16 protein-coding genes are annotated in these 19,331 nt (G+C 45.6%); 9 read left to right on the top strand and 7 right to left on the bottom strand.

Going from position 1 to position 19,331, the window contains the following annotated elements; translation table 11 throughout:
- Nucleotides 1–7 precede the first annotated feature (7 nt).
- Nucleotides 8–1,933, bottom strand: a complete 1,926-nt coding sequence (locus BM257_RS08570) for a histidine kinase (RefSeq protein ID WP_092071125.1) — start codon at nucleotides 1,931–1,933, stop codon at nucleotides 8–10.
- A gap of 236 nt (nucleotides 1,934–2,169) precedes the next feature.
- Here BM257_RS08570 and BM257_RS08565 point away from each other — a divergent pair, with 236 nt between their 5' ends.
- From BM257_RS08565 to BM257_RS08530, 8 genes are all read left to right on the top strand, one after another.
- Nucleotides 2,170–2,658, top strand: a complete 489-nt coding sequence (locus tag BM257_RS08565) for a hypothetical protein (protein ID WP_092071122.1) — start codon at nucleotides 2,170–2,172, stop codon at nucleotides 2,656–2,658.
- A 12-nt stretch (nucleotides 2,659–2,670) separates the two neighbouring features.
- Complete coding sequence (locus BM257_RS08560) at nucleotides 2,671–3,153, top strand: hypothetical protein (protein ID WP_092071119.1); 483 nt, start codon at nucleotides 2,671–2,673, stop codon at nucleotides 3,151–3,153.
- Nucleotides 3,154–3,165: 12 nt separating this feature from the next.
- Nucleotides 3,166–4,122: a DUF6175 family protein gene (locus BM257_RS08555; protein ID WP_255405666.1), complete on the top strand. Its 957-nt coding sequence runs from the start codon at nucleotides 3,166–3,168 to the stop codon at nucleotides 4,120–4,122.
- Nucleotides 4,123–4,131: 9 nt separating this feature from the next.
- Nucleotides 4,132–5,067, top strand: coding sequence for a hypothetical protein (locus tag BM257_RS08550; RefSeq protein WP_143096811.1), 936 nt, complete (start codon nucleotides 4,132–4,134; stop codon nucleotides 5,065–5,067).
- Between the two features lie 209 nt (nucleotides 5,068–5,276).
- Nucleotides 5,277–6,005: a hypothetical protein gene (locus tag BM257_RS08545; RefSeq protein WP_143096810.1), complete on the top strand. Its 729-nt coding sequence runs from the start codon at nucleotides 5,277–5,279 to the stop codon at nucleotides 6,003–6,005.
- 12 nt (nucleotides 6,006–6,017) lie between these two features.
- Nucleotides 6,018–7,277 carry a hypothetical protein gene (locus BM257_RS08540; RefSeq protein WP_092071110.1) on the top strand — a complete coding sequence of 420 codons (1,260 nt, stop codon included), beginning with the start codon at nucleotides 6,018–6,020 and terminating at the stop codon, nucleotides 7,275–7,277.
- A gap of 357 nt (nucleotides 7,278–7,634) precedes the next feature.
- Nucleotides 7,635–8,090, top strand: coding sequence for a hypothetical protein (locus BM257_RS08535; RefSeq protein ID WP_092071106.1), 456 nt, complete (start codon nucleotides 7,635–7,637; stop codon nucleotides 8,088–8,090).
- Between the two features lie 202 nt (nucleotides 8,091–8,292).
- Nucleotides 8,293–9,327 (top strand): Fic family protein, encoded by a 1,035-nt coding sequence (locus BM257_RS08530; RefSeq protein WP_092071103.1) that lies wholly within the window; start codon nucleotides 8,293–8,295, stop codon nucleotides 9,325–9,327.
- 9 nt (nucleotides 9,328–9,336) lie between these two features.
- On the opposite strand, the gene BM257_RS08525 is transcribed toward BM257_RS08530, so the two are convergent.
- Nucleotides 9,337–10,131, bottom strand: coding sequence for a TIGR03915 family putative DNA repair protein (locus BM257_RS08525; protein WP_092071100.1), 795 nt, complete (start codon nucleotides 10,129–10,131; stop codon nucleotides 9,337–9,339).
- Between the two features lie 151 nt (nucleotides 10,132–10,282).
- Between BM257_RS08525 and BM257_RS08520 the strand changes: the two genes are divergently transcribed.
- On the top strand, nucleotides 10,283–12,724 hold the full coding sequence (locus tag BM257_RS08520; RefSeq protein ID WP_092071098.1) for a DUF3943 domain-containing protein: 2,442 nt from the start codon (nucleotides 10,283–10,285) through the stop codon (nucleotides 12,722–12,724).
- A 20-nt stretch (nucleotides 12,725–12,744) separates the two neighbouring features.
- Here BM257_RS08520 and BM257_RS08515 read toward each other — a convergent pair whose 3' ends face one another.
- The 5 genes from BM257_RS08515 to BM257_RS08495 form a co-directional block, all read right to left on the bottom strand.
- The gene (locus tag BM257_RS08515; protein ID WP_092071096.1) at nucleotides 12,745–14,034 is read right to left on the bottom strand and encodes a putative DNA modification/repair radical SAM protein; all 1,290 of its coding nucleotides are present in this window, start codon (nucleotides 14,032–14,034) and stop codon (nucleotides 12,745–12,747) included.
- A gap of 109 nt (nucleotides 14,035–14,143) precedes the next feature.
- Nucleotides 14,144–14,476: a hypothetical protein gene (locus tag BM257_RS08510; protein ID WP_177216063.1), complete on the bottom strand. Its 333-nt coding sequence runs from the start codon at nucleotides 14,474–14,476 to the stop codon at nucleotides 14,144–14,146.
- Nucleotides 14,477–14,692: 216 nt separating this feature from the next.
- Nucleotides 14,693–16,552: a VapE domain-containing protein gene (locus tag BM257_RS08505; RefSeq protein ID WP_092071093.1), complete on the bottom strand. Its 1,860-nt coding sequence runs from the start codon at nucleotides 16,550–16,552 to the stop codon at nucleotides 14,693–14,695.
- 150 nt (nucleotides 16,553–16,702) lie between these two features.
- Nucleotides 16,703–17,143 carry a DUF6078 family protein gene (locus BM257_RS08500; protein ID WP_143096809.1) on the bottom strand — a complete coding sequence of 147 codons (441 nt, stop codon included), beginning with the start codon at nucleotides 17,141–17,143 and terminating at the stop codon, nucleotides 16,703–16,705.
- Nucleotides 17,144–17,408: 265 nt separating this feature from the next.
- Nucleotides 17,409–19,331, bottom strand: a 1,923-nt coding sequence (locus BM257_RS08495; protein WP_092071087.1) for a leucine-rich repeat domain-containing protein, incomplete at its 5' end; no start/stop codon positions are given.

Here is a 19,331-nt window from a genome sequence, read left to right as displayed (position 1 = left end):
GTATCGTTTAGAATTGATATTCATCGGGCAGGAGAATCCATGAACGACATCCCCTCGTCTCACCATGTTGATAATTTCCTATTCCGAAAGTGATGGGCATATGATTCTTCTCGTTGAGCAGTTGGATGGTCTGTTGAACAACCTTCATTCCAGTTTTCCTGCTGTTACTTATGTTGTATTTCAGTCCGTTACCGTTGTCAAGAACTTCTACAAAAGTAGCATTCTCTTTCCTGCTGACATGAATGTAAAGCCGTCGTTCCTTTCCTTCTTGTGGCTTGATAGATCGTAATCCGTGTTTGATGGCATTCTCCACAAAAATCTGAATGGTCATAGCAGGAAGTTTTACATTCGACATGTCGATGCCCTCATCTATCAGTTTCTCATAATGGAAATCATCGCCCATCTGTTGCCCTTCAATAGAGACATAGTAGTCGACGAAAGCAAGTTCTTCCTCTAATGTGGTCTCTAGCGTGTCTGCCATGTCGACACCTCTGCGGAGAAGTTGTGTCAATGTTTCAAAGTTTACCGTTTTGCCGTCCATCTGCGCAAGCATCTCATGGTTCAAGGCATTATAGATAAAGTGAGGGGACAGTCGGTTTCGGGTGTTTCGCAATCGTGTCTCGATAAGTTGTTGTTTGAATTCAAGAGCCTGCATGCGTCCCTTCCTGCGATGCATCAGATAAAGGACGAAAAGCAAGATGGCAGCCAGCAGAGCCGTGACAAACAAAACCCATGCTAACCGATTTGTCATCTTACCATGTTCTATCTCCTGCCTTTGTTCCATGAGTTGCTTATCATGCTCATACTCCAAAAGTCGTGTACTCATCTGCATCTTTACGTTTGCCGTTTGGATAGAGTCGTTCAACGCATGCAGCTCTTGGTGTGTTTTGTAGGCATTAGTATAATTGCCTGTCTTCTGCCACACTTGCTCTACAGCTTTCAGCCGCATGACCTTGGCGGCAGGTATCATTTCCTCAGGGGTGTTCTCTTGTTGTATGATACGGATGGCGTCTGCTGTCCTTCCTTCCAGCAGTGCCAACTCAATCTTTGAAGTTCCGATATAGTAAAGCAGCATAGGGAAGTTCACCTTCCGATAGAAGGAGTCTACCTCTTCTACGATAGGTCTGGCTGCATTGGCATCTTTCAGACTAATGAGGATCTCTGCGATATTAGCACGTGCAGTGTAGTAGTCCCAAGTCTTGTCTGGGTCGTCTTTCACCAGTGATGCCGCTTTCTCAAAGCAGGGCAGCGCCTCCTTATACTGCTCTTGCAGATAGTGGTCATTGCCCAGATTATTGTAATAGATAAACTGGTCAGCCTTCTTCATCTGTGGCAGAAGCTGCTCACAACGCTTAAACCATTTCTTGCTATTACCAAAATCCGCCATGGCGGTAAAGACAGTACTGATACCCAGATTAATGGCTATCTTGCTGTCGATGGTTGTCTGGAAAGAGTCTGCGACAGCTAATGCCTGCATATAACCATCCGCACTGAGGTCCAGTTTCCCCATCTGACGATAGAAATCCGCTTTGTTCGTCATGCCGACGACTCTCAGGTCAGGGTTCATCCTCTCCTGTTCCATCAGTTGGACAGCCTTTTCTGTATAGACGAGAGCAGAATCAATTCTTCCTAACAAAGCACCATAATAGACACCACGTGCCATCATCCACTGGGCACGTAGCAGTTGCAAGTCCCTGGACATCCGTTTTTCGTTACGAAGCAGATACTGGTGTATGCGTTCCGTCGTTTGGACAAAGGAGTCGACAGCATACGCCTCATAGAATTTGTTGTTACGTATAGACAGTTCTATATAAATAGAGTCGCTGTCCTTGTCGGCAAGTTCCTGATGGGACATAAAACTTCCGTTATGCTGGCAGGCGATGAATCCCAAGACAGTCGCAATTATTCCTATCCAGTGCGAAAAACCTTTCATTTCTTTGGCGTTTGTTTTTGCAAAGATACGAAAATAAATGGAATAATGATATTATTCCTTTTAATTATACTGACATCCCTGTGAGAATTTTATCCCCCTTGTCTTGATTTTTTGGCGGCTTAACGAACAAATCTCCCTTTTAGCGGAATTCGTTGATAATCTCTGTTTGTAGGAAAGACGAAAAAACGTTATCTTTGCCAAAACCTAATGTAATTGTTAACGTAAAATAAGATATAATGAAAACAAACTATTGGATATGTTTAATCGTGCTCCTTCTCTGTTCGGTTTCCACAGTGGATGCCAAGAAGAAAGACACCCCTTTGAACTATGAGATTAGTTGTGCTGGTTCTGGGACTCAAGGTTATTCATTAGTCAAAGTAAAGGCTGTAGTGGATAATAAGAAAGAAATAGGTGATGACATTTTGAAACGCTGTGCTGTTCATGGCGTGTTATTCCGAGGTTATAGTGGTGGTCAAGGGTGCGTATCGCAACCACCATTAGCAGGGAGTGCTATTGTAGAACAGCAATACAGTGATTTCTTCCAGCCATTCTTCCAAAGTGGTGGAGGTTGTGAGTCCTATTGTACTATAGTGGAAGGTTCTTTGCAAACAGTCAAGCAGGGTAAGCAATACGTGGTAACAGGTATTGTGAATGTGTCAAAGTCGCAATTACGCAAAGACTTGGAGAAAGCTGGTGTGGTAAAGAAACTAAGTAGTGGATTTTAAAGTCTGGATGATATGAGGAAACAGATTATTATTATTACGTTCGCACTGCTGTCCTTAGGTGTTCAGGCACAAGTGGGCAATTCAGCCCGTGTCGGGTTTGAGACTCAATGCCTTGGTGTTGAGGAAGACGGGTCACAGACATTACGTGCCTGGGGCTTTGGCAAGAAGAGGAAAGATGCAGTAGAACAGGCGATGAAGAATGCTGTGAGGGATGTCCTCTTTAAAGGAATAAAGGAAGGCATGGACGGTTGTAATCTGCGTCCCATGATTATGGAGGTCAATGCCCGTGAGCGTCATGCTGCCTATTTCAACAAGTTCTTCGCTGATGGAGGAAAGTACAAGAGTTTCGTATCCTTGAAAGATGAGAATAAGAAGAAGTCACGTGAGAGTGTTAAAAGTGATCTCGGAACCCGATGGAGTGTTACTGTCCGTGTCCTTTGCCCTAAACTCCGTGAACATCTGATAAAAGATAAGATTATATCACAGACACCATAAAAAGAATAGAAAATGATGAAGAGGAAGATATATACAGTGATGGCACTGCTGAGTTTTACCATCACTATGATGGGACAGGCAAAACTGCCAAAGTTGATGGTTGTGCCCAGTGATGTGTGGTGCTCTGAGAACGGATGCATGGAGTCAATGGAAGTGATGGGTGAGGTTGTGACCTACCCGGATTATAAGCGTGCCATGCAGACAAGTCGCGAATTGATGGCGGTGATAGGTAAAATCAATACCCTCATGGCAGAACGAGGATTCCCTTTACAGGACATGTCGCAAACATTGAAGTCTATTGAACGTACCAGTCAGGAGAATAGTGTGTTACGTACTAAGACTTCTGGTGCGGGCTTGGCAGAGAGTCCCGTCGATCGTCTCCGTCGCACTGCCCGAGCAGACATTATCATTGAAGTTGACTGGGGAGTGAACATCAATGGCCCCAAACGCTCCATCACCTATAACCTTCGTGGACTGGATGCTTATAGCAATAAGCAAGTGGCTGGCGCTGAGGGTACTGGTGCCCCTTCTTTCTCCGCAGAGATACCTGTATTGATAGAGGAAGCGGTTCAGAATCATATGGACCCCTTTACCACCCAGTTGCGAGAACACTTCGATGATTTATTGGAGAAAGGTCGGGAAGTGGTGATAGAGTTACAGATCCCAGACAATGGTCAAGACCTTGATTTTGAGACAGAATATAGTGGAAAGGAATTGGCAGAGGTAATTGATGAGTGGATGCATGATAATACAGTAGAGCATCGTTACAGCAAGAGTGATGGTACGGAGAACTATTTACTCTTCGATCAAGTTAGAATACCGATTTATCGTCCAAATGGAATGGCGATGGATGCAGACGCTTTTGCTCGTCAGTTGCGTAATTATTTGAGAAATGCCCCCTATAATATCACCAGTAAGGTCGTTAATCGTGGTTTGGGGCGTTGTCTCTTGATTGTTGGAGAAAAATAGTGATAAGAGATGAAGAAGATAATATCTATATTATTAATAATGTGTACGGCACTACCGACCTTGCAGGCACAGGATTGTGAGTTGCCGATAGCAGTGGCTTTTAAAACCACTTCCCAGCCTGTCCCAAACTCCACGCAGCGTATGATAGGTAATAAATTGAGACAACTGCTTTCCGCCAATGGGGTGTCAGGGTCGTTGGAATTTCATTCGTTTGCCTTGGTTCCGGAGTTTGAGGTCATGGGCAAGTCTGTTACTCCTGGTCCCCCTAAACAAGTCGTTTATCAGTTGATATTGAGTCTGAAAGTGATGAACGTTGATGATGGTGTTGTATTCTCATCCTATTCCACCGATATGGATGGTGTAGGGACATCAGAGGCGGCAGCCTATAATGATGCCGTGAAACGTCTCTCTCCGAAGAATCAGGACATGAAGCATTTTATCTATGAGGCACAAGACCGTATCATTGACTATTACAATAAGAATTTGGAGAGGACTCTTGCCAAAGTGGGGATGCTGAAACAGACTCGCAAATATGATGAGGCTCTCTATTTGTTGATGAGAATACCAGAGTGCACGAATGGCTATGAGTCTGTTTTGAAGATGATGGAGGAAGTTTGGCTGGCGCATGTTAATCTGGAAGGAATGAAACTGCTTACCAAAGCACAGGCGATCTGGGGTGCACGGACTGACAGTGAGGCAGCTATTGAGGCGGCTAATCTATTAGCGCAGATTGATCCTGAGTCCAACAGTTATGCGGCAGCTGGTGAGTTGATGCGTGAGATAAAGGCGAAGGCAGAGAAGAACACCCCTTGGGATATCGGACTGAAAGTCTACGAGGACAATGTCAGCCTGGAGAAGCAGCGTATTGATGCGGCAAAGGAAGTGGCTGTCACTTATGCCAAGCATCAGCAAGCCAACAATCCCACCTTTATGTTTGTGAGGTAAACCATATATTAATAACTAAAAACAAATAAGCTATGAAGAAAATGATGATTTTAGTCCTTTTGTCAATGATAATTGGCTTAGGGAATGCTGTAGCACAGGAAGCTCCTGTTTGTGAGGGAGAGATAACAACTCAAATTCATTCTGTTACGAAAATGAAGTCGCAGGTGCTCACCAAGAACATTTTAGCAAAAATGATTCTGAAGAGAGTAATGAAAAAAGTTGAAAAGAATGGTGCCGGATTTAACGGAACCTATACAGCAACAACTATCTTTAAAGGCTTTAATAAGTACAAGTCATTGACACCTTACAACAACAGCGTAACAATTGTGGAGAAGGATGGCGACAATATGAAGACCACCACCTATTTCCCATATATCAAGAAAGGCTATTATCAGAACACCAGCATTTCTGCCAACAAAAAAGAGACAGAAGCCATACAGAAGAATGATGTGGTGAAAACAGGTGAGACCATGGTCATCTTAGGATACAAGTGTGACATCTATCAGGTGAAGTCGGAGGTAAAAACGGATACAGCAGGTACGCAATCCACTACGATAATGAATCATCAGTTTGCAGTATGTAGCGATCCTTCATGCCTAGGCTCTACAGAAGATGTTCCTCTCCTTCCTGGAGTAAAGGGTTCCCCCCTGAAATACATCAATAACACTTCTTCCATGACATCGAACAATATGCTGAATCTTGATTTCCTAATGTATCTTGACAGTGAAACAAAGTCTATCATACCGCGCAAAGTAGAGGACTCAGAATTTGAAGTTCCCTCTGATATTAAACTGATTGATGGCAACAAGGATCCTGATAAGATTCTGAAAATCACAGAGGAGAACACGAAGTATATGAAGAAAAAGAAGCTGTGGACAGAAAAGGCACCTGACGAGGTGCGGATTTTTGACAATCTCCAGGAAGATTGGGATTATTAAGATGATTCGACAATGAGAAAAGGCCTTATCGCCATATTACTGATGGTGTCTTCTGCTGTCTTCTGTCAGACAGAAGACTCCATCTTCCTCTATCGTCGTGGCTCTATCTATTCCATGATGATAGGGCATCGCAGCTTGGCTTACGAGCAAGAGATAGAGAATGCTTTCGATGAGATGCCAGTACCTGACAAATATAATGATCACGGGCTGGGCAAGAAGGTCTTCTATACTTCTGACAAGAAGATTGAGGTTAAAGGGCTCAACAAGCACGGGGGATTTATCGTCAATGCATCGTCGAACCCTTCCGAGATGAATGATTTCGATGCTTTCCTTCAGAAACAACAGGTAGCAAGCCGACTTGTCGCAAAGTGGTTTCATCGCAAAAGAGGCGATGGCATTTGTGACATGGAACTGGTACAGGAACGTGGTTACCAGAATGCTTCTGAAGTGGACAAGCGCTTAGCGGCACTCTCTATCCGAAAGGATGCTTTGTTGAGGGATGCGGGTGAGGAATTGATTGGTAGCACGTTTGTCTTGGTCAACGATATCCGCTATATCGACAAGAGTAAAGGCTCTTCTGTCATCGGAGGTGTCGTTAGTGCCGTATTAAAGGGATCTGCTCTCCTGCAAGGAAACAGCAATGCATTAGAACAAAAGGACTTGGGCAACTTAATAGCCAGCTATAAAGGGTTTAATGTCAAGATAAAGACATATCTGTACCAATTGGTATGGGATGATGATATCTCGTCTTTTTGGTATAACAATGTCTATACAGAGGGTAAAGACGAGTCGAAGAAAGAGGCTTTTGAGAACAACAGGGGAAAATTCTCGTTGAGGTATCTTGGTATGCAGGAGAGCAATGGTAGAGATGTGTCTTTTGCTGGCATCAACGAGTCGAAACCCCAACAGATGGTGCGTAAGGCTTGTCAACGTGCTTTCGATGAGAATATCGCCAATCTCCAAAAGAACTTTGAGGTGTTCAAAGTCAAAGCTCCTTTAAGGAGTATCCAGCCTCTGACATGTGAGATAGGACTAAAAGAGGGTATCACGGAGAATAGTCGTTATGAGGTACTGGAGACTGTTGAGGACAAGAACGGACATGTCGAGTATAAACGTGTCGGGGTCATCCGACCTGTCAAGAACAAGATATGGGACAACCGTTACATGGCTGCGGAGGAAGGAGCAGAGAATGCCACACTGGGTTTCACCACCTTCGAGAAGGTAAGTGGTGGCAGTTTCTATCCTGGTCTGCTGGTTCGTGAACTGAAGTAATTCAATATGAAACCCTTAAGCACTGCTACGTACGCATATTCAGAAGTTGTCGAACGTCAACTTTGTCTTTTCTGGCAGTCGGCGTCTACTGATGGAGGAGATGTGCAAAGTATTGTTGAATAAATATAATTTTCTGTATTTTGTGTAGGGAAATAGTGGAAGAATCACCGTGACAGGTTTTGTGATGCAGTGGAGACAGTAATTGAAGTGAAAATTTTCTCCCTCTTATACATCATTTTCATCGCTTCAACGGCATTTCGTCCCATTTGAGTTAATTCATCGACTTTTGCCGTTTGCAAAGTTTGTGCGGTTTCTGTATCTTTGCAATATAATTACTAACTCTAATATGATTAAACTATGAAGAAGATTATTTCAATGATGTTGATGTTTACCGCAATGGCACTATTTGTTGGTTGCGGCAGTGATGATGATGGCGGCTCTAATGGTGGCGGAGGAGGCGGTGGCGCCTATGTCGGAGAATGGGTGTTTGTCAAATCCTATGATGAGAATGATTTTTATGTGGAAGTTATTAAGTTAAACTCCAATGGCACAGGAACACAGACTTTGTATCATTTGTGCGAATATGAGGCTGTATACGAAGTTGGAAACTTTACTTATTCAGTATCTGACAGTCAGATAACTATTAAGACCCCAAAAGAAACTTTCACGGGTAATTATTCCATGGGTACCTACGACGGTTCTAGGTTCTTTGCGGTAACAATTAAGGGCAAAACGACTACCTATATGGAAATGACCAGTGAGATTCGTAATGAAATTAATGCATACCACCCTGTACCTGGGGATGTTCATTAATTGACGGAGATACATTCTCCAGGCATTGGAATGGCTATTGCTTCTCCGTCATGTATTTCCAGTAGCGGTGGGGCATGTTATGTCTATTGGAATCATGGTATTGGCTCAAAAATCAACGAATAAAGTGCATTTTAAGTGTAATTTGATCCGATAAATAATAAAAATTGTGTAATTTTGCACCGATAAACCAAGAAAACAGATTATGGGTGCATCGAAAGAGATACTGGAATTCCTGCACTATCATCCGCTGTCGTCACGTGAGGAGATAGGGCTTGGCATAGCATTTGTGGGCAGCGATGCTACTCTGAAGCGTGAGATTGCTGCAGGTGTAAAAGATGGCGAAATAGTCGTGACTGGTAAAGCACGGGCTACACGCTATAGCCTCTCACCACAGACGCATCTGCTGACACCGTTGAATCTCGATACCTATTTCGAAAAGGATATTGACCAAAGGCAGGTGCAGACCTCGTTTAACTTCAACCTGATTCGTGAGCTGTTACCACAGGTACAGCTCTTCACTAGTGAGGAACTGCAAGTGCTGGAAAGTCTGCAAGCTGAGTTTCGCAACCACGTCAACGAAATGTCCGACAACGAATACCGCAAGGAAATGGAACGACTGGGTATTGACCTGAGTTGGAAATCATCTCAGATAGAAGGAAATACCTATTCGCTCTTGGAGACCGAGCGGCTATTACGCGAGAGCAAGACAGCCGATGGCAAAACCAAGGAAGAGGCTGTGATGCTACTGAACCATAAAGATGCGCTACGTTTTATTTTGGACAATCCCGATTACCTTCAAACACTGACACTGAGTCATATCGAGGACATTCATACGTTGCTGACAAAGGAATTATCGGTAGATAAGGGCATTCGTCATCGCCGTGTGGGTATCACAGGCACCAACTATCATCCACTGGATAATGAATTTCAAATACGTGAGGCTATGCAAGATATGTGTGACCTCATCAATTCTCGGGTGGATGTTTTTGAAAAAGCCCTGCTTGCGTTGCTCCTACTTTCCTATATTCAGGCTTTCAGTGACGGCAACAAGCGAACGGCCCGCATCACCAGCAATGCCATTTTGATAGCCAATGGCTACTGTCCGCTGTCGTTTCGTACCGTAGACAGCGTTGACTACAAAAAAGCGATGCTTATCTTCTACGAGCAGAACAACCTTTACGCCTTCAAGCAAATATTTATTGATCAGTTCCACTTTGCCGTAGAAACGTATTTCTGATTGGAATGATTATTGCTTCTCCGTCATGTATTTCCAGTAGCGGCGGGGCATGTCGCTGAGTTGTTTCTTGGGGTTCATGCGCTCTTTGATGCAGACAGCCTTGAAATAGGTGCGCCATAAGTCCTGGAAAAGTTGGTCGTTCTCACTAAGAACCGCCTCGTCTAACTTACCGTTCGACAAATCAAAGGGCAAGGAATTCTCATCCTCAAAAGTGATGCGGATGGGAGACCCCTCCATCCTCCCCTGTTGAGGGGAGGCATCATAATAATAGCCATAGTGTCGTTTGGCATCATAGATGAGCCACGACTGGTCGCCGAAGCGGTCTTGGAAATGACTTGTGATGAGAGGCAGTACGTTATGGTCGGGCGATACCACAGCGAGATAGGTGCCGTCCTTCGTTTTCTGGAAGCGGATGAACTGTTTCATGCGCAACTGTTCGTGCATCACCCTTCGTGCCGTATTCGTCACATGCAGCACGTCAGGATCAGAGAAGTTGCGTTCGATACCCTTGGTTCCGAATACTTTGTAGATATAGTGGAAGAGGGGAGTGGGCAGGTCTTCCTCTTCTGACTGCCAACTGACCATCAGGAGTCTCAGGGCCTCTTTGGAGACCCGCTTCTCCAGTCCTGTCCATACCCTCGACGCCTTCTCCTCTGTCGTCACCACTTGCCATACCTCCTCGCAGAACAGTGGTAACTGGGAGCCCTCGCACACCAGCATGTCTGGTTGCTGATGGCGGAAGTAAGCGTCGAAGACGGCAGACAATATGCCATCCATTGTCTTGTCGAAGGTATATACTAACATATCGACCGCTAAGGTACGAAGAAAAAGCCGAAGTGCAAAATATAACAGCATAAAGTAGTATTGAATTATACCACAGGACACATTATAAATAGAAAAAGACACTGAATTTTGTTTTTTTTTTTGTACCTTTGCATGAAATAAACGGATAAAGATGAAGAAGATAAGTATTGTTGCCCTATTGTGGTGCACGACCGTCAGTGTGATGGCACAGAAATTCCCGGTGGGCATTTTCAGCGTACAGGACACGGTGAAGGGGTTCCAGTTGGGCGTTATTTCGTCAGTGAATCCCGACGGTGGTAAAGGACTCCAGTTGTCGGGTTTCACCAACACATCAGGACATACCTTTAACGGTCTGCAGTTAAGTGGTATCAGTAACATTACGGACGGCATGAACCGCGGCGCACAGTTGTCCGCCATCATGAATGTCTCGACTTCCATGATGCGTGGTTTGCAGTTAGGAGCCGTCAACTATGCCGACTCGCTGAACGGTGCACAGGTTGGTGTGTTCAATGTCGCCCGTAAGCGCCCGAAGGGTTGGCAGGTAGGACTGGTCAACGTGTCGAATGACAGCATCGGTCATAAGATCGGTCTGGTGAATATCAACCCGATGACCACCATTGACTGGATGCTGTATGGAGGTTCTTCTACCAAGGTGAATTTCGCCGTACGCTATCGAAACAAGAGTACCTATAATATCTTAGGTGCCGGCACGCATTTTATGGGTTTTAATAGTCGTTTCTCCGGTGCTATCTACTATCGTCTTGGTCAGTATTTCCAACTGTCGCCGAAGTGGAGCCTGAGTGGTGATATCGGCTACTATCATGTGGAGACCTTCAAGAAGAACTCGGACGAAGGCCCCGAGCGTCTGTACTCCTTACAGGCTCGTATTAATGCCGACTACCAGTTCAGCAAGCGTTTCGGCGCCTTTGCCTCTGTGGGGTGGGGACTCACCCGCTACTATAACCGTAACGAGACCTACCGAAACCGTCCGTTGTTCGAAATGGGTCTGACCATTCGTCGTCAGAGGAGCAATCACGACGACCTCTGGCAGAACTCCAGTCTAAGGAAGAAGGTGGCTGATGACTATCAGGAGACGGGCGATAGCACGATGGCCCTTGAACCCAAAAAACGTTTCTGGGGTGCGGCCCTCGAGGTAACCGGTATCAATGTCGGCGTGCATCTGATGGACCGTTATCTGCTGAAGGAGCCCTTCGTAAAGACTACGCTGCATAGCATTGGCGACAACTTCCGCAAGGGTATGGTGTGGGATAACGACCTGTTCACGATGAACATGTTCGCACACCCCTATCATGGCAACCTCTATTTCAATGCGGCGCGTGCCAACGGCTTGAGTTATTGGGAGGCGGCACCCTTCGCCCTGTTGGGATCGGCAGAATGGGAATTCTTCGGCGAGACCGACCCCCCTGCCATCAACGACCTCTTCGCTACCACCTGCGGCGGTATGGCAATCGGTGAGACACTGCACCGACTGAGTCTTACGCCACTCGACGACCGTGCTCGCGGTTGGAACCGCTTCTGGCGTGAGGCAGTGGCTACTTTGTTAAACCCCATCCAGGGACTGCATCGTATCATCAGCGGTGATGCTTGGCGCGTCAAGCAAGATCACTACCATTATCACGACTTCCATAAGATACCCATCCAGGCTTCGTTCTCGACCGGTCTGCGCTATGTGGCTGACGATGGTGCCCTGTTCCGCGGCGACTACTGCCCGTATGTAAACATTGGCTTTGTCTATGGTACGGGTGCCGACGGCGAAAAGCACACCAAGCCTTTCGACTTCTTCGACTTCGATGCTACATTCTCTTTCGGCGGTAGCCAACCCGTCATCAACAATATCAACATCATGGGGCGTCTGTGGAGCACACCCGTCATCGATCGTACGGCAAAGAACGAACACGGCAAGAGTATGTATGGCGAGTTCGGTTTCTATCAGCACTACAACTATTATGACTCCAAACCCATCAAGAACGGCTCCAACCTGACACCCTACCGCATCAGTGAGCCCGCATCGTTCGGTCCTGGCTTTATGTTTGTGATGGAGCATCCCAAGGCAGCGCTCACCCGTGCTGAACAGCGCATCTTCCTGAGCGGTATTCTGCTGGGTGGTACCAAGAGCGACTATTTCAACATTATCGAGCGCGACTACAATATGGGTAGCGGTTTCAGTATCAAGACGAAGACGGTGCTCGACTTTGGCAACACGGCACGCCTCACGCTGAACGCCAAGTATTTCCGAATCTTTACATTCAAGGGATACGAGGATAAGCTGGCACCACTGCAGGAACGCATTGACAATGGCGAATTCACGGCAGATTATCTGCGCTCTATTGCTGACGACAAAGACAAGTTCGAGGAAGTGACGGGCTATGACCTGCGCTATCTGAATGCTCAGGGTGACAAGGGAAATGCCGGACTGCTGATCATCAATCCCGTGCTGGAGATCCATCTGACGAAGCAATGGGGCATCATCGTTCAGGGTTCTTACTTCGTTCGTCGCACCTATTACAAGTATCACGACAATGTGCATGCCAGCACCTTTGAGACCAAGATGGGAGTGATCTGCCGCTTATAAAGATGAGTCGATAATAAAGTTTATTCTTCGAAATCAAGGGTGAGTTGCTGCTCGTCGGCAACTCTCTTTTGTTGTGCCTTGGAGACGAGGAGGGGGCGGAGACGTTCTGGGTGCAGCTCGTTGATACCGACAATAGGTTGCGAGAACTGACTGGTAAGTTCTCCACAGGTAATGAAAAACTTTGCCTTTTTCATCACTACGCCCATCTTCTTCAGATGATATGATGTGAGTCGGTTGAAGCGACGGCTGTTGACGATGAGCCATGCTGACTTCGTACCGATGCCGGGTACCCGGAGGATACGTTCATAATCGTCGTGGTTGATGTCCACAGGGAAATATTCTGGATGGCGTAATGCCCAACCTAACTTCGGGTCGATGTCGAGGTCGAGGTGGCTGTGGGCATCATCTACAATCTCGTTGACGTCGAAATGGTAGAAGCGTAAGAGCCAGTCGGCTTGGTAGAGACGGTTCTCACGCACCAAGGGTGGCTGTTTGAGGATAGGCAGCCGCTTGTCGTAGGTGTTCACACTGATATAGCCGGAATAGTAGACACGGCGCATGGTGGGCTGACCATAGAGCAACGACGACATCTGCAGGATGTCCTTGTCTGTCTCGTTGGTGGCACCCACAATCATCTGGGTCGACTGCCCTGCTGGCACGAAACGGGGGGCATGACGGAACTTCTTACGCTCCTCTTTGTTTTCCAACGAACTCTGTTGGATGAGACGCATGGGCTGGAACACGCTCTGATGGTCTTTCTCTGGTGCCAGTGCCTTCAGGGACTCCTCCTTGGGAATCTCGATGTTCACACTCATACGGTCGGCATAGCGTCCTGCCTCGGCAAGTAACTCCTGCGAGGCACCAGGTATTGCCTTCAGGTGGATATAGCCGTTGAAGCGGTGGATGGTGCGGAGGTCACGGACAATGGCAGTCAACCGCTCCATCGTATAGTCGGGGTTACGCACTACACCACTGCTGAGGAAGAGTCCTTCGATATAGTTACGACGGTAGAACTCCATCGTGATCTCCTCCAGTTCCGAGACGGAGAGGGTAGCACGTTGGATGTCGTTTGTACGACGGTTGACACAGTAGGCACAGTCGTACATGCAGTAGTTGGTGAGCATGATCTTCAGCAGTGAGATACATCGCCCGTCATCGGCAAAAGAGTGGCAGATACCTATTCCCCCGACGGTGTTGCCTACCATTCCTTTCTTACCGCTGCGCACCGTTCCACTCGACGAGCACGATACATCGTACTTCGCCGACTCCGTCAGGATGCGCAACTTCTCCATCGTCTTCTCTGTCAGCATGGGTGCAAAAATACAATAAAGATGTCCCAGAAGTCAGGACACCTTTATTATTTTAACGTTTTTTAATCCTGAATTTCGTAATCCTATACTGAGACTACTCAGCAACAGATTATTTCTTGCAGTTCTTCTTACACTGTCCTTTGTGTTTGCAGTCCTTGCAGTTGGTATCGCTGCAAGTAGCCTTGCACTCCGTACATTTCTTGCAGTCTGCACCACAGCCAGCCTTCTCAGCCTTCTTCTTGCAGCAGTCTTTCTTCTCAGCATCTTTCTTGCAGCAGTCAGCTTTCTTCTCAGCCTTCTTCTTGCAGCAATCCTTCTTCTCAGCTTTTTTGTCGCAGCATTCTTTCTTAGCCTTGGGCTTGTTGTCCGACTGTGCGCTCACCGTTGTAGTGGAGCACAGGAAAGCCATGATCATCATGGCACTTACAATTACTTTCTTCATATCTAATTTGTTTAAGTGAATATTCCAGTTGCAAAGATACGAACTATTTTGCAAATACGCAAAGTTTCAGCATTATTTCGTAATTTGCATCCCAGAGTGTTTTTTGTTATTTTTAATATCACAACATCACCAAACTTGCGCAAATGTCGATGGACAGAGGGCTGAGCTTGGTGATGTTAGTGGTGATGTTTGTGATGTTTCTATGCTATTTGGGAGCTATTTTGTTGGTTTTTGACTCACAAAATACTCCATTCCGAAACGAGTGCGACGCTGTCGTAGTCCATCCATATTGGCAAGGAAGCGACCGAACCTGCGTATATTACTGTTTTGGATAGCCGAACCAGCATACCGTTTGATGACCTGATGGACAGCCGCGGCTGTCATCCACTGACCACCCTTCTCTGTGTCAGGAATCTCAAAGCATTCTGCGAAATACATCTCCTCGGGGAAACGCAATTGGAACTTTTTGTTTGACTCCATCACCAGACGGGTCTGCTGCTCATCAAGCCAGTAAGGCTCTTTCTGGTCCAGCAAGGTGATAGCCTGCGCATACAGTTGCGGATAGTTGATGGGACAACTGACATCAATCGGTCCTGTCAGTTCCACCCCGATGAACCTGCGGTTACCAGAGGGGTCAGATAACAGGTCAACCACATTCGAGGTGGCGATGAAGGAGGCAAGTCGAGGAAAGTCCTCCACATGCTTGCCATAGGGACGTTTCACCTTGACACTTGCCAACTGTACAAGGTTTTTCAGAAAACCCTCCTGTACCTTGGGCGAGATCTGGTTAAACTCGTCGAGATTGACAAGCAGGAACTGGCTCATTGCCTGCAGCACCGACTTTCTCTCACTAAGCACGAGATTGTCCGTATACCCCCATTGCAGTTCCGGGGGTAGTAGCAGCTTGCAGAAAGTCGACTTGTTGTAACCCTGTTGGGAAATAAGGAGGGGCACCATGGAGTTACCATAGCGTGTCTGATGTCCCCGCCATTGCATCACCATGCCCAGGAACCACGTGCGAAACCATTGTTCCCAATGAGGATTGTCATTCGGCACCGTCCTTGCCAGTCTGCCGATATGGTCTTTCCCGTCCCATTGTCCCCGTACGCTCCAGAGGTATTCGTCAATAGGGTCGTATGGACGGACAAGACTCGATCTCAGGTAACGGTGGATGTCCTTGTCCCATACGTTTAGTCCTGCAAGGCGTGCCTCCATCGCTATCCCGTTTCGCACACGCTCATCGACAGCCATCCACCCGTAGTGCCATTTGTCTTTCCGCTGGTATTCCACATACCCCATCACCTTGTTCATGCGGAAGGAATAACGGTCCTCCAAGAACTGTATCAACTCACGTGTCTCTTTCCCAATGCGGGAATCCGACGTGTCCTCTTGGTTGTCTGTTGTGTCGATGGTGTTTTCCAGAAGTGTTGAAGTAGCTGAACTTTCTGGTATCAGAAGGGGTAGGGTACGGTTGGTGATGACAGGTGAGTCGTCGTAGGTCATGCGGAATCCTGTCATCAGCAAACCGTTCTCATTTGCCCTTACGGCAGGACCGATGGTAAGACGGTTGTTGGTATGGACGGTGCGCAGTACGACCTCATAGAGACCTCCTGCCATCGGATAGGCTTGCTGGCAAAACCGCTCCGCGTCCTCTTGTGTCTGGGGCAGACTGCCGTCCGGTCGACAAGCACCGATAACAATCTTTACCGTCTTCCCACTGCTTCCTGCGAATGCCGCAATGGTAAAAGGCAGGATACGTGTGGCTTGCTTGACAGCCTCCACCTCCTCATGACTACATAGTGGTCCCGCTGTCAGTGTCAGCCATCCGCTGAATGATTTCATGACTGCGTTACCCTCTGCGTCACTCCTCAAAGCCACAGAAGGATAGACCACAGGTAACCTGTGCATATACGGAAACTCGGAATACTCCGTGGAAAACGGGATAAAGTTGCGTAGTGTATTGACAATGTCGTCATAAGCATTGTCGCTGACGATGGGTAACATACTCTCCACCTGTTGTCGTTTCAGGTGCTTTTTATTCTTCTTGTCTGTTCTAACAAGTGTTAGTATCATCATTAGTCGTTATTAAGTATGGTTTTAAATATGTGTTCCCATTAAGGGAATGATTGACTCCCATTAGGGGAGCAGGGGTATTCCCTACGTGGGAATGACAGATTTCCTTCGTGGGAAAGATGGATTCCCAGCGTGGGAATCTTCCCGAAGCCTCTATGTGAAGTCAAAAGCGGTAACGTAATGGTCGAAGGAAAGTCCTTCCGTGCTCCCATATCGTGCCATGATGCCGAGGATTTCCTTTTGCAACTGGGGTGACATCAGTCGCTCCCCATGGTGATAGCGATAGTAGGTACTCATGCCACTACTCAGATATGTCCTGATTCTCATCCGTGCCTCAGATGCCAGATACGAGGGCAGATGGCGGTACAGGTTATTGAAGCCGTATGCCAACTGTACGGGCTTGCACGTTCGGTAATGCTGACAGTCTCCGTTCTTCCATGCGGCAGGATAGATGGCTGTACCTGCCGTCATCGTGACAGGAGCCAGTAGCCCTGCTTGATAATGTAAACACTCGTCCGCCTTCGGACACTTGCTGTTAAAACACAAATGATACCCCCATGGGACATCCTGAAAACTAAGTTTTCTTTCTTCCATAAAATTTTAGTTTTTAGTTGATACTATCTCTGTTGATAATACATCTGCAAAGATATAAAAAATTCTCCTGATTTACAAGAAAATTGCTCACTTTTTACCAAAAACATCACAAACATCACCACAAACATCACCAGTCTCCACCCTCTGTCCATCGGCATTTGCGCAAGTTTGGTGATGTTGTGATATTAAAATACAAAAATCACATGGTATAATAAAGCACGCAGTCCCAAAGGATGCGTGCTTTATCTTTATAGAGTGTTACTAACTATTTAACAAAAATCTTTCTGGTTGTTCCGTCACTCATCTTAACGATGTTGATACCTTTTTCTGGAGTTTCTATACGGCGTCCCTGCATGTTGTATCTTGCTATCTCATGAACGTCTTCTGTAGATGTATTATCTATCTTGATAGTATTAATACCCGTTGGATTGTTGCCTGTATCGAAGGTCTTGATCTCTCCATAGTAAGTACCTGTTGAAGTCGTGGCAAATGCAACATAACTGTATGAGCTATCGTAATCAAGATCAGGTAAGTTTGCCTCCATTACAGTGCCACTCGCTTCTATTGTCTTTGCCGTGCTTGGAATATCTGTTGCGGAAACTCTGCTAGAAGTACCTCCCGCATTCTTCCAATACTTAAATCCTTGAACAATCACATCGTCAGATCCACCTAAGGCATATCCTTTTATAAGTGCAGTGTTACCGTTGACCTCAATCTTGTCATAAGTATGAACTGTTGGCTCAAAGAAAGAGGTATTCGTGGGATCAACTCCAATCCAATCACCATAGTAATAAGTACCATTATCAGCCAAGTAATAAGGACGGAACTTCCAGAGTTTTTCGGTGTTTAAGTTTCGGATATATCCCTCCATCGTTCCTTCAAACATATTTGCTGTTCCTGTATTTGACGCGAAATCATCAGTCCAGTCTGTGCGTCTCCACTCAAAGCCTACATTCTTCTCCTCATCATCAATATTTGATTCTGCTGCCACAATAACATTACCAAGAGATACTACCTTTGGCTGTTGGGTTGTGAGGGTTAGAGATTCGGTTTTCATATTATATGTTTTGGTATAGTCGCGAGTGTATTGAAGATTCTCGCCATATTTAATAGTAATAGTATAGGTTGCCTGATAAGAAGTATTTGGATTTAGACCTGTTACATAAATGTTATTTCCTTCAATTATTTTATTATTAAGTTTGATGGTTATTTCTGCAATTTCAGCATTACCTTCAGTATATGTCCCTTTTGCAGAGAGTGATGAAGCTGTTATGCTGGTAACATTAATAGAAGGTGAAATAGATTGAGTAAAAAACGAGCTTTCACATCTATAAGACATTTCTCCAAATTTGACATAGACATACTGTGTACCTGAATAATCTGGATATAAATTCTTTACTTCAATCGAACTGCTTGTTACCTCTTCTCCGTTATATTCGTAAGTATATTCACTATACATATTATTGATTTCAATAGCAAAACTCGTCTGTGTCCTTGATGGGCAAGAGAGGTAAGGAGGAGCAAGGGATTTAGAAGTCTCTTGTTCATAAATATTGTTATATTTTCCATTCCACAAATTAAATAATGTCCATGTTTTGTGTTTTGTGTAGAATTTTGTTGAACTTCTAAATGCATAATTGCTAATAGAGGTGACATTATCGGGTAAAATAATAGACGATAAGTATTTACAATTTCCAAAGGCATAAGCTCCGATGCTTGTTACACTATTAGAAAAAGTGATAGAACTTAAGAATTCACAATTATAAAAGGCATAAGCTCCAATGCTTGTTACATCATTTCCAATTATCAAGTTATTAACATATTTTCCAAAAATATATACAAGAGAAGAGTTGGAACTACGATTAGCTGAAACTATACTATTACTATTTAATGTAATATTTTCGAGTTTATAACAATTTACGAATGCATTACTTCCAATTGAAGTAACGCTGCTAGGGATGGTAACAGAAGTAAGACCCCTACAATCATAAAACGCAGAACTGCCAATGTTCGTTACGTTGTTTGGAATAGTGATGAAGGTCAGACCGCTGCAATTCCGAAATGCTTCACTACCGATGTTGGTCACAGAGTTTGGAATGGTGACAGAAGTCAGACCACTGCAATTTTGAAACGCCGAACTTCCAATAGTTGTCACGCCGCTGGGAATGGTGATTGATGTCAGACCGCT

The organism is Prevotella sp. tf2-5 (assembly GCF_900115435.1).
Classification (GTDB): domain Bacteria; phylum Bacteroidota; class Bacteroidia; order Bacteroidales; family Bacteroidaceae; genus Prevotella.
This window is presented reverse-complemented; position numbering and strand designations above follow the sequence as displayed.

Bases quoted from the DNA above. Each gene is read 5' to 3' on its own strand.
- BM257_RS08570 (WP_092071125.1), bottom strand. From the start codon at position 1,933: ATGAAAGGTTTTTCGCACTGGATAGGAATAATTGCGACTGTCTTGGGA.
- BM257_RS08565 (WP_092071122.1), top strand. From the start codon at position 2,170: ATGAAAACAAACTATTGGATATGTTTAATCGTGCTCCTTCTCTGTTCG.
- BM257_RS08560 (WP_092071119.1), top strand. From the start codon at position 2,671: ATGAGGAAACAGATTATTATTATTACGTTCGCACTGCTGTCCTTAGGT.
- BM257_RS08555 (WP_255405666.1), top strand. From the start codon at position 3,166: ATGATGAAGAGGAAGATATATACAGTGATGGCACTGCTGAGTTTTACC.
- BM257_RS08550 (WP_143096811.1), top strand. From the start codon at position 4,132: ATGAAGAAGATAATATCTATATTATTAATAATGTGTACGGCACTACCG.
- BM257_RS08545 (WP_143096810.1), top strand. From the start codon at position 5,277: ATGAAAAAAGTTGAAAAGAATGGTGCCGGATTTAACGGAACCTATACA.
- BM257_RS08540 (WP_092071110.1), top strand. From the start codon at position 6,018: ATGAGAAAAGGCCTTATCGCCATATTACTGATGGTGTCTTCTGCTGTC.
- BM257_RS08535 (WP_092071106.1), top strand. From the start codon at position 7,635: ATGAAGAAGATTATTTCAATGATGTTGATGTTTACCGCAATGGCACTA.
- BM257_RS08530 (WP_092071103.1), top strand. From the start codon at position 8,293: ATGGGTGCATCGAAAGAGATACTGGAATTCCTGCACTATCATCCGCTG.
- BM257_RS08525 (WP_092071100.1), bottom strand. From the start codon at position 10,131: ATGTTAGTATATACCTTCGACAAGACAATGGATGGCATATTGTCTGCC.
- BM257_RS08520 (WP_092071098.1), top strand. From the start codon at position 10,283: ATGAAGAAGATAAGTATTGTTGCCCTATTGTGGTGCACGACCGTCAGT.
- BM257_RS08515 (WP_092071096.1), bottom strand. From the start codon at position 14,034: ATGCTGACAGAGAAGACGATGGAGAAGTTGCGCATCCTGACGGAGTCG.
- BM257_RS08510 (WP_177216063.1), bottom strand. From the start codon at position 14,476: ATGAAGAAAGTAATTGTAAGTGCCATGATGATCATGGCTTTCCTGTGC.
- BM257_RS08505 (WP_092071093.1), bottom strand. From the start codon at position 16,552: ATGATGATACTAACACTTGTTAGAACAGACAAGAAGAATAAAAAGCAC.
- BM257_RS08500 (WP_143096809.1), bottom strand. From the start codon at position 17,143: ATGGAAGAAAGAAAACTTAGTTTTCAGGATGTCCCATGGGGGTATCAT.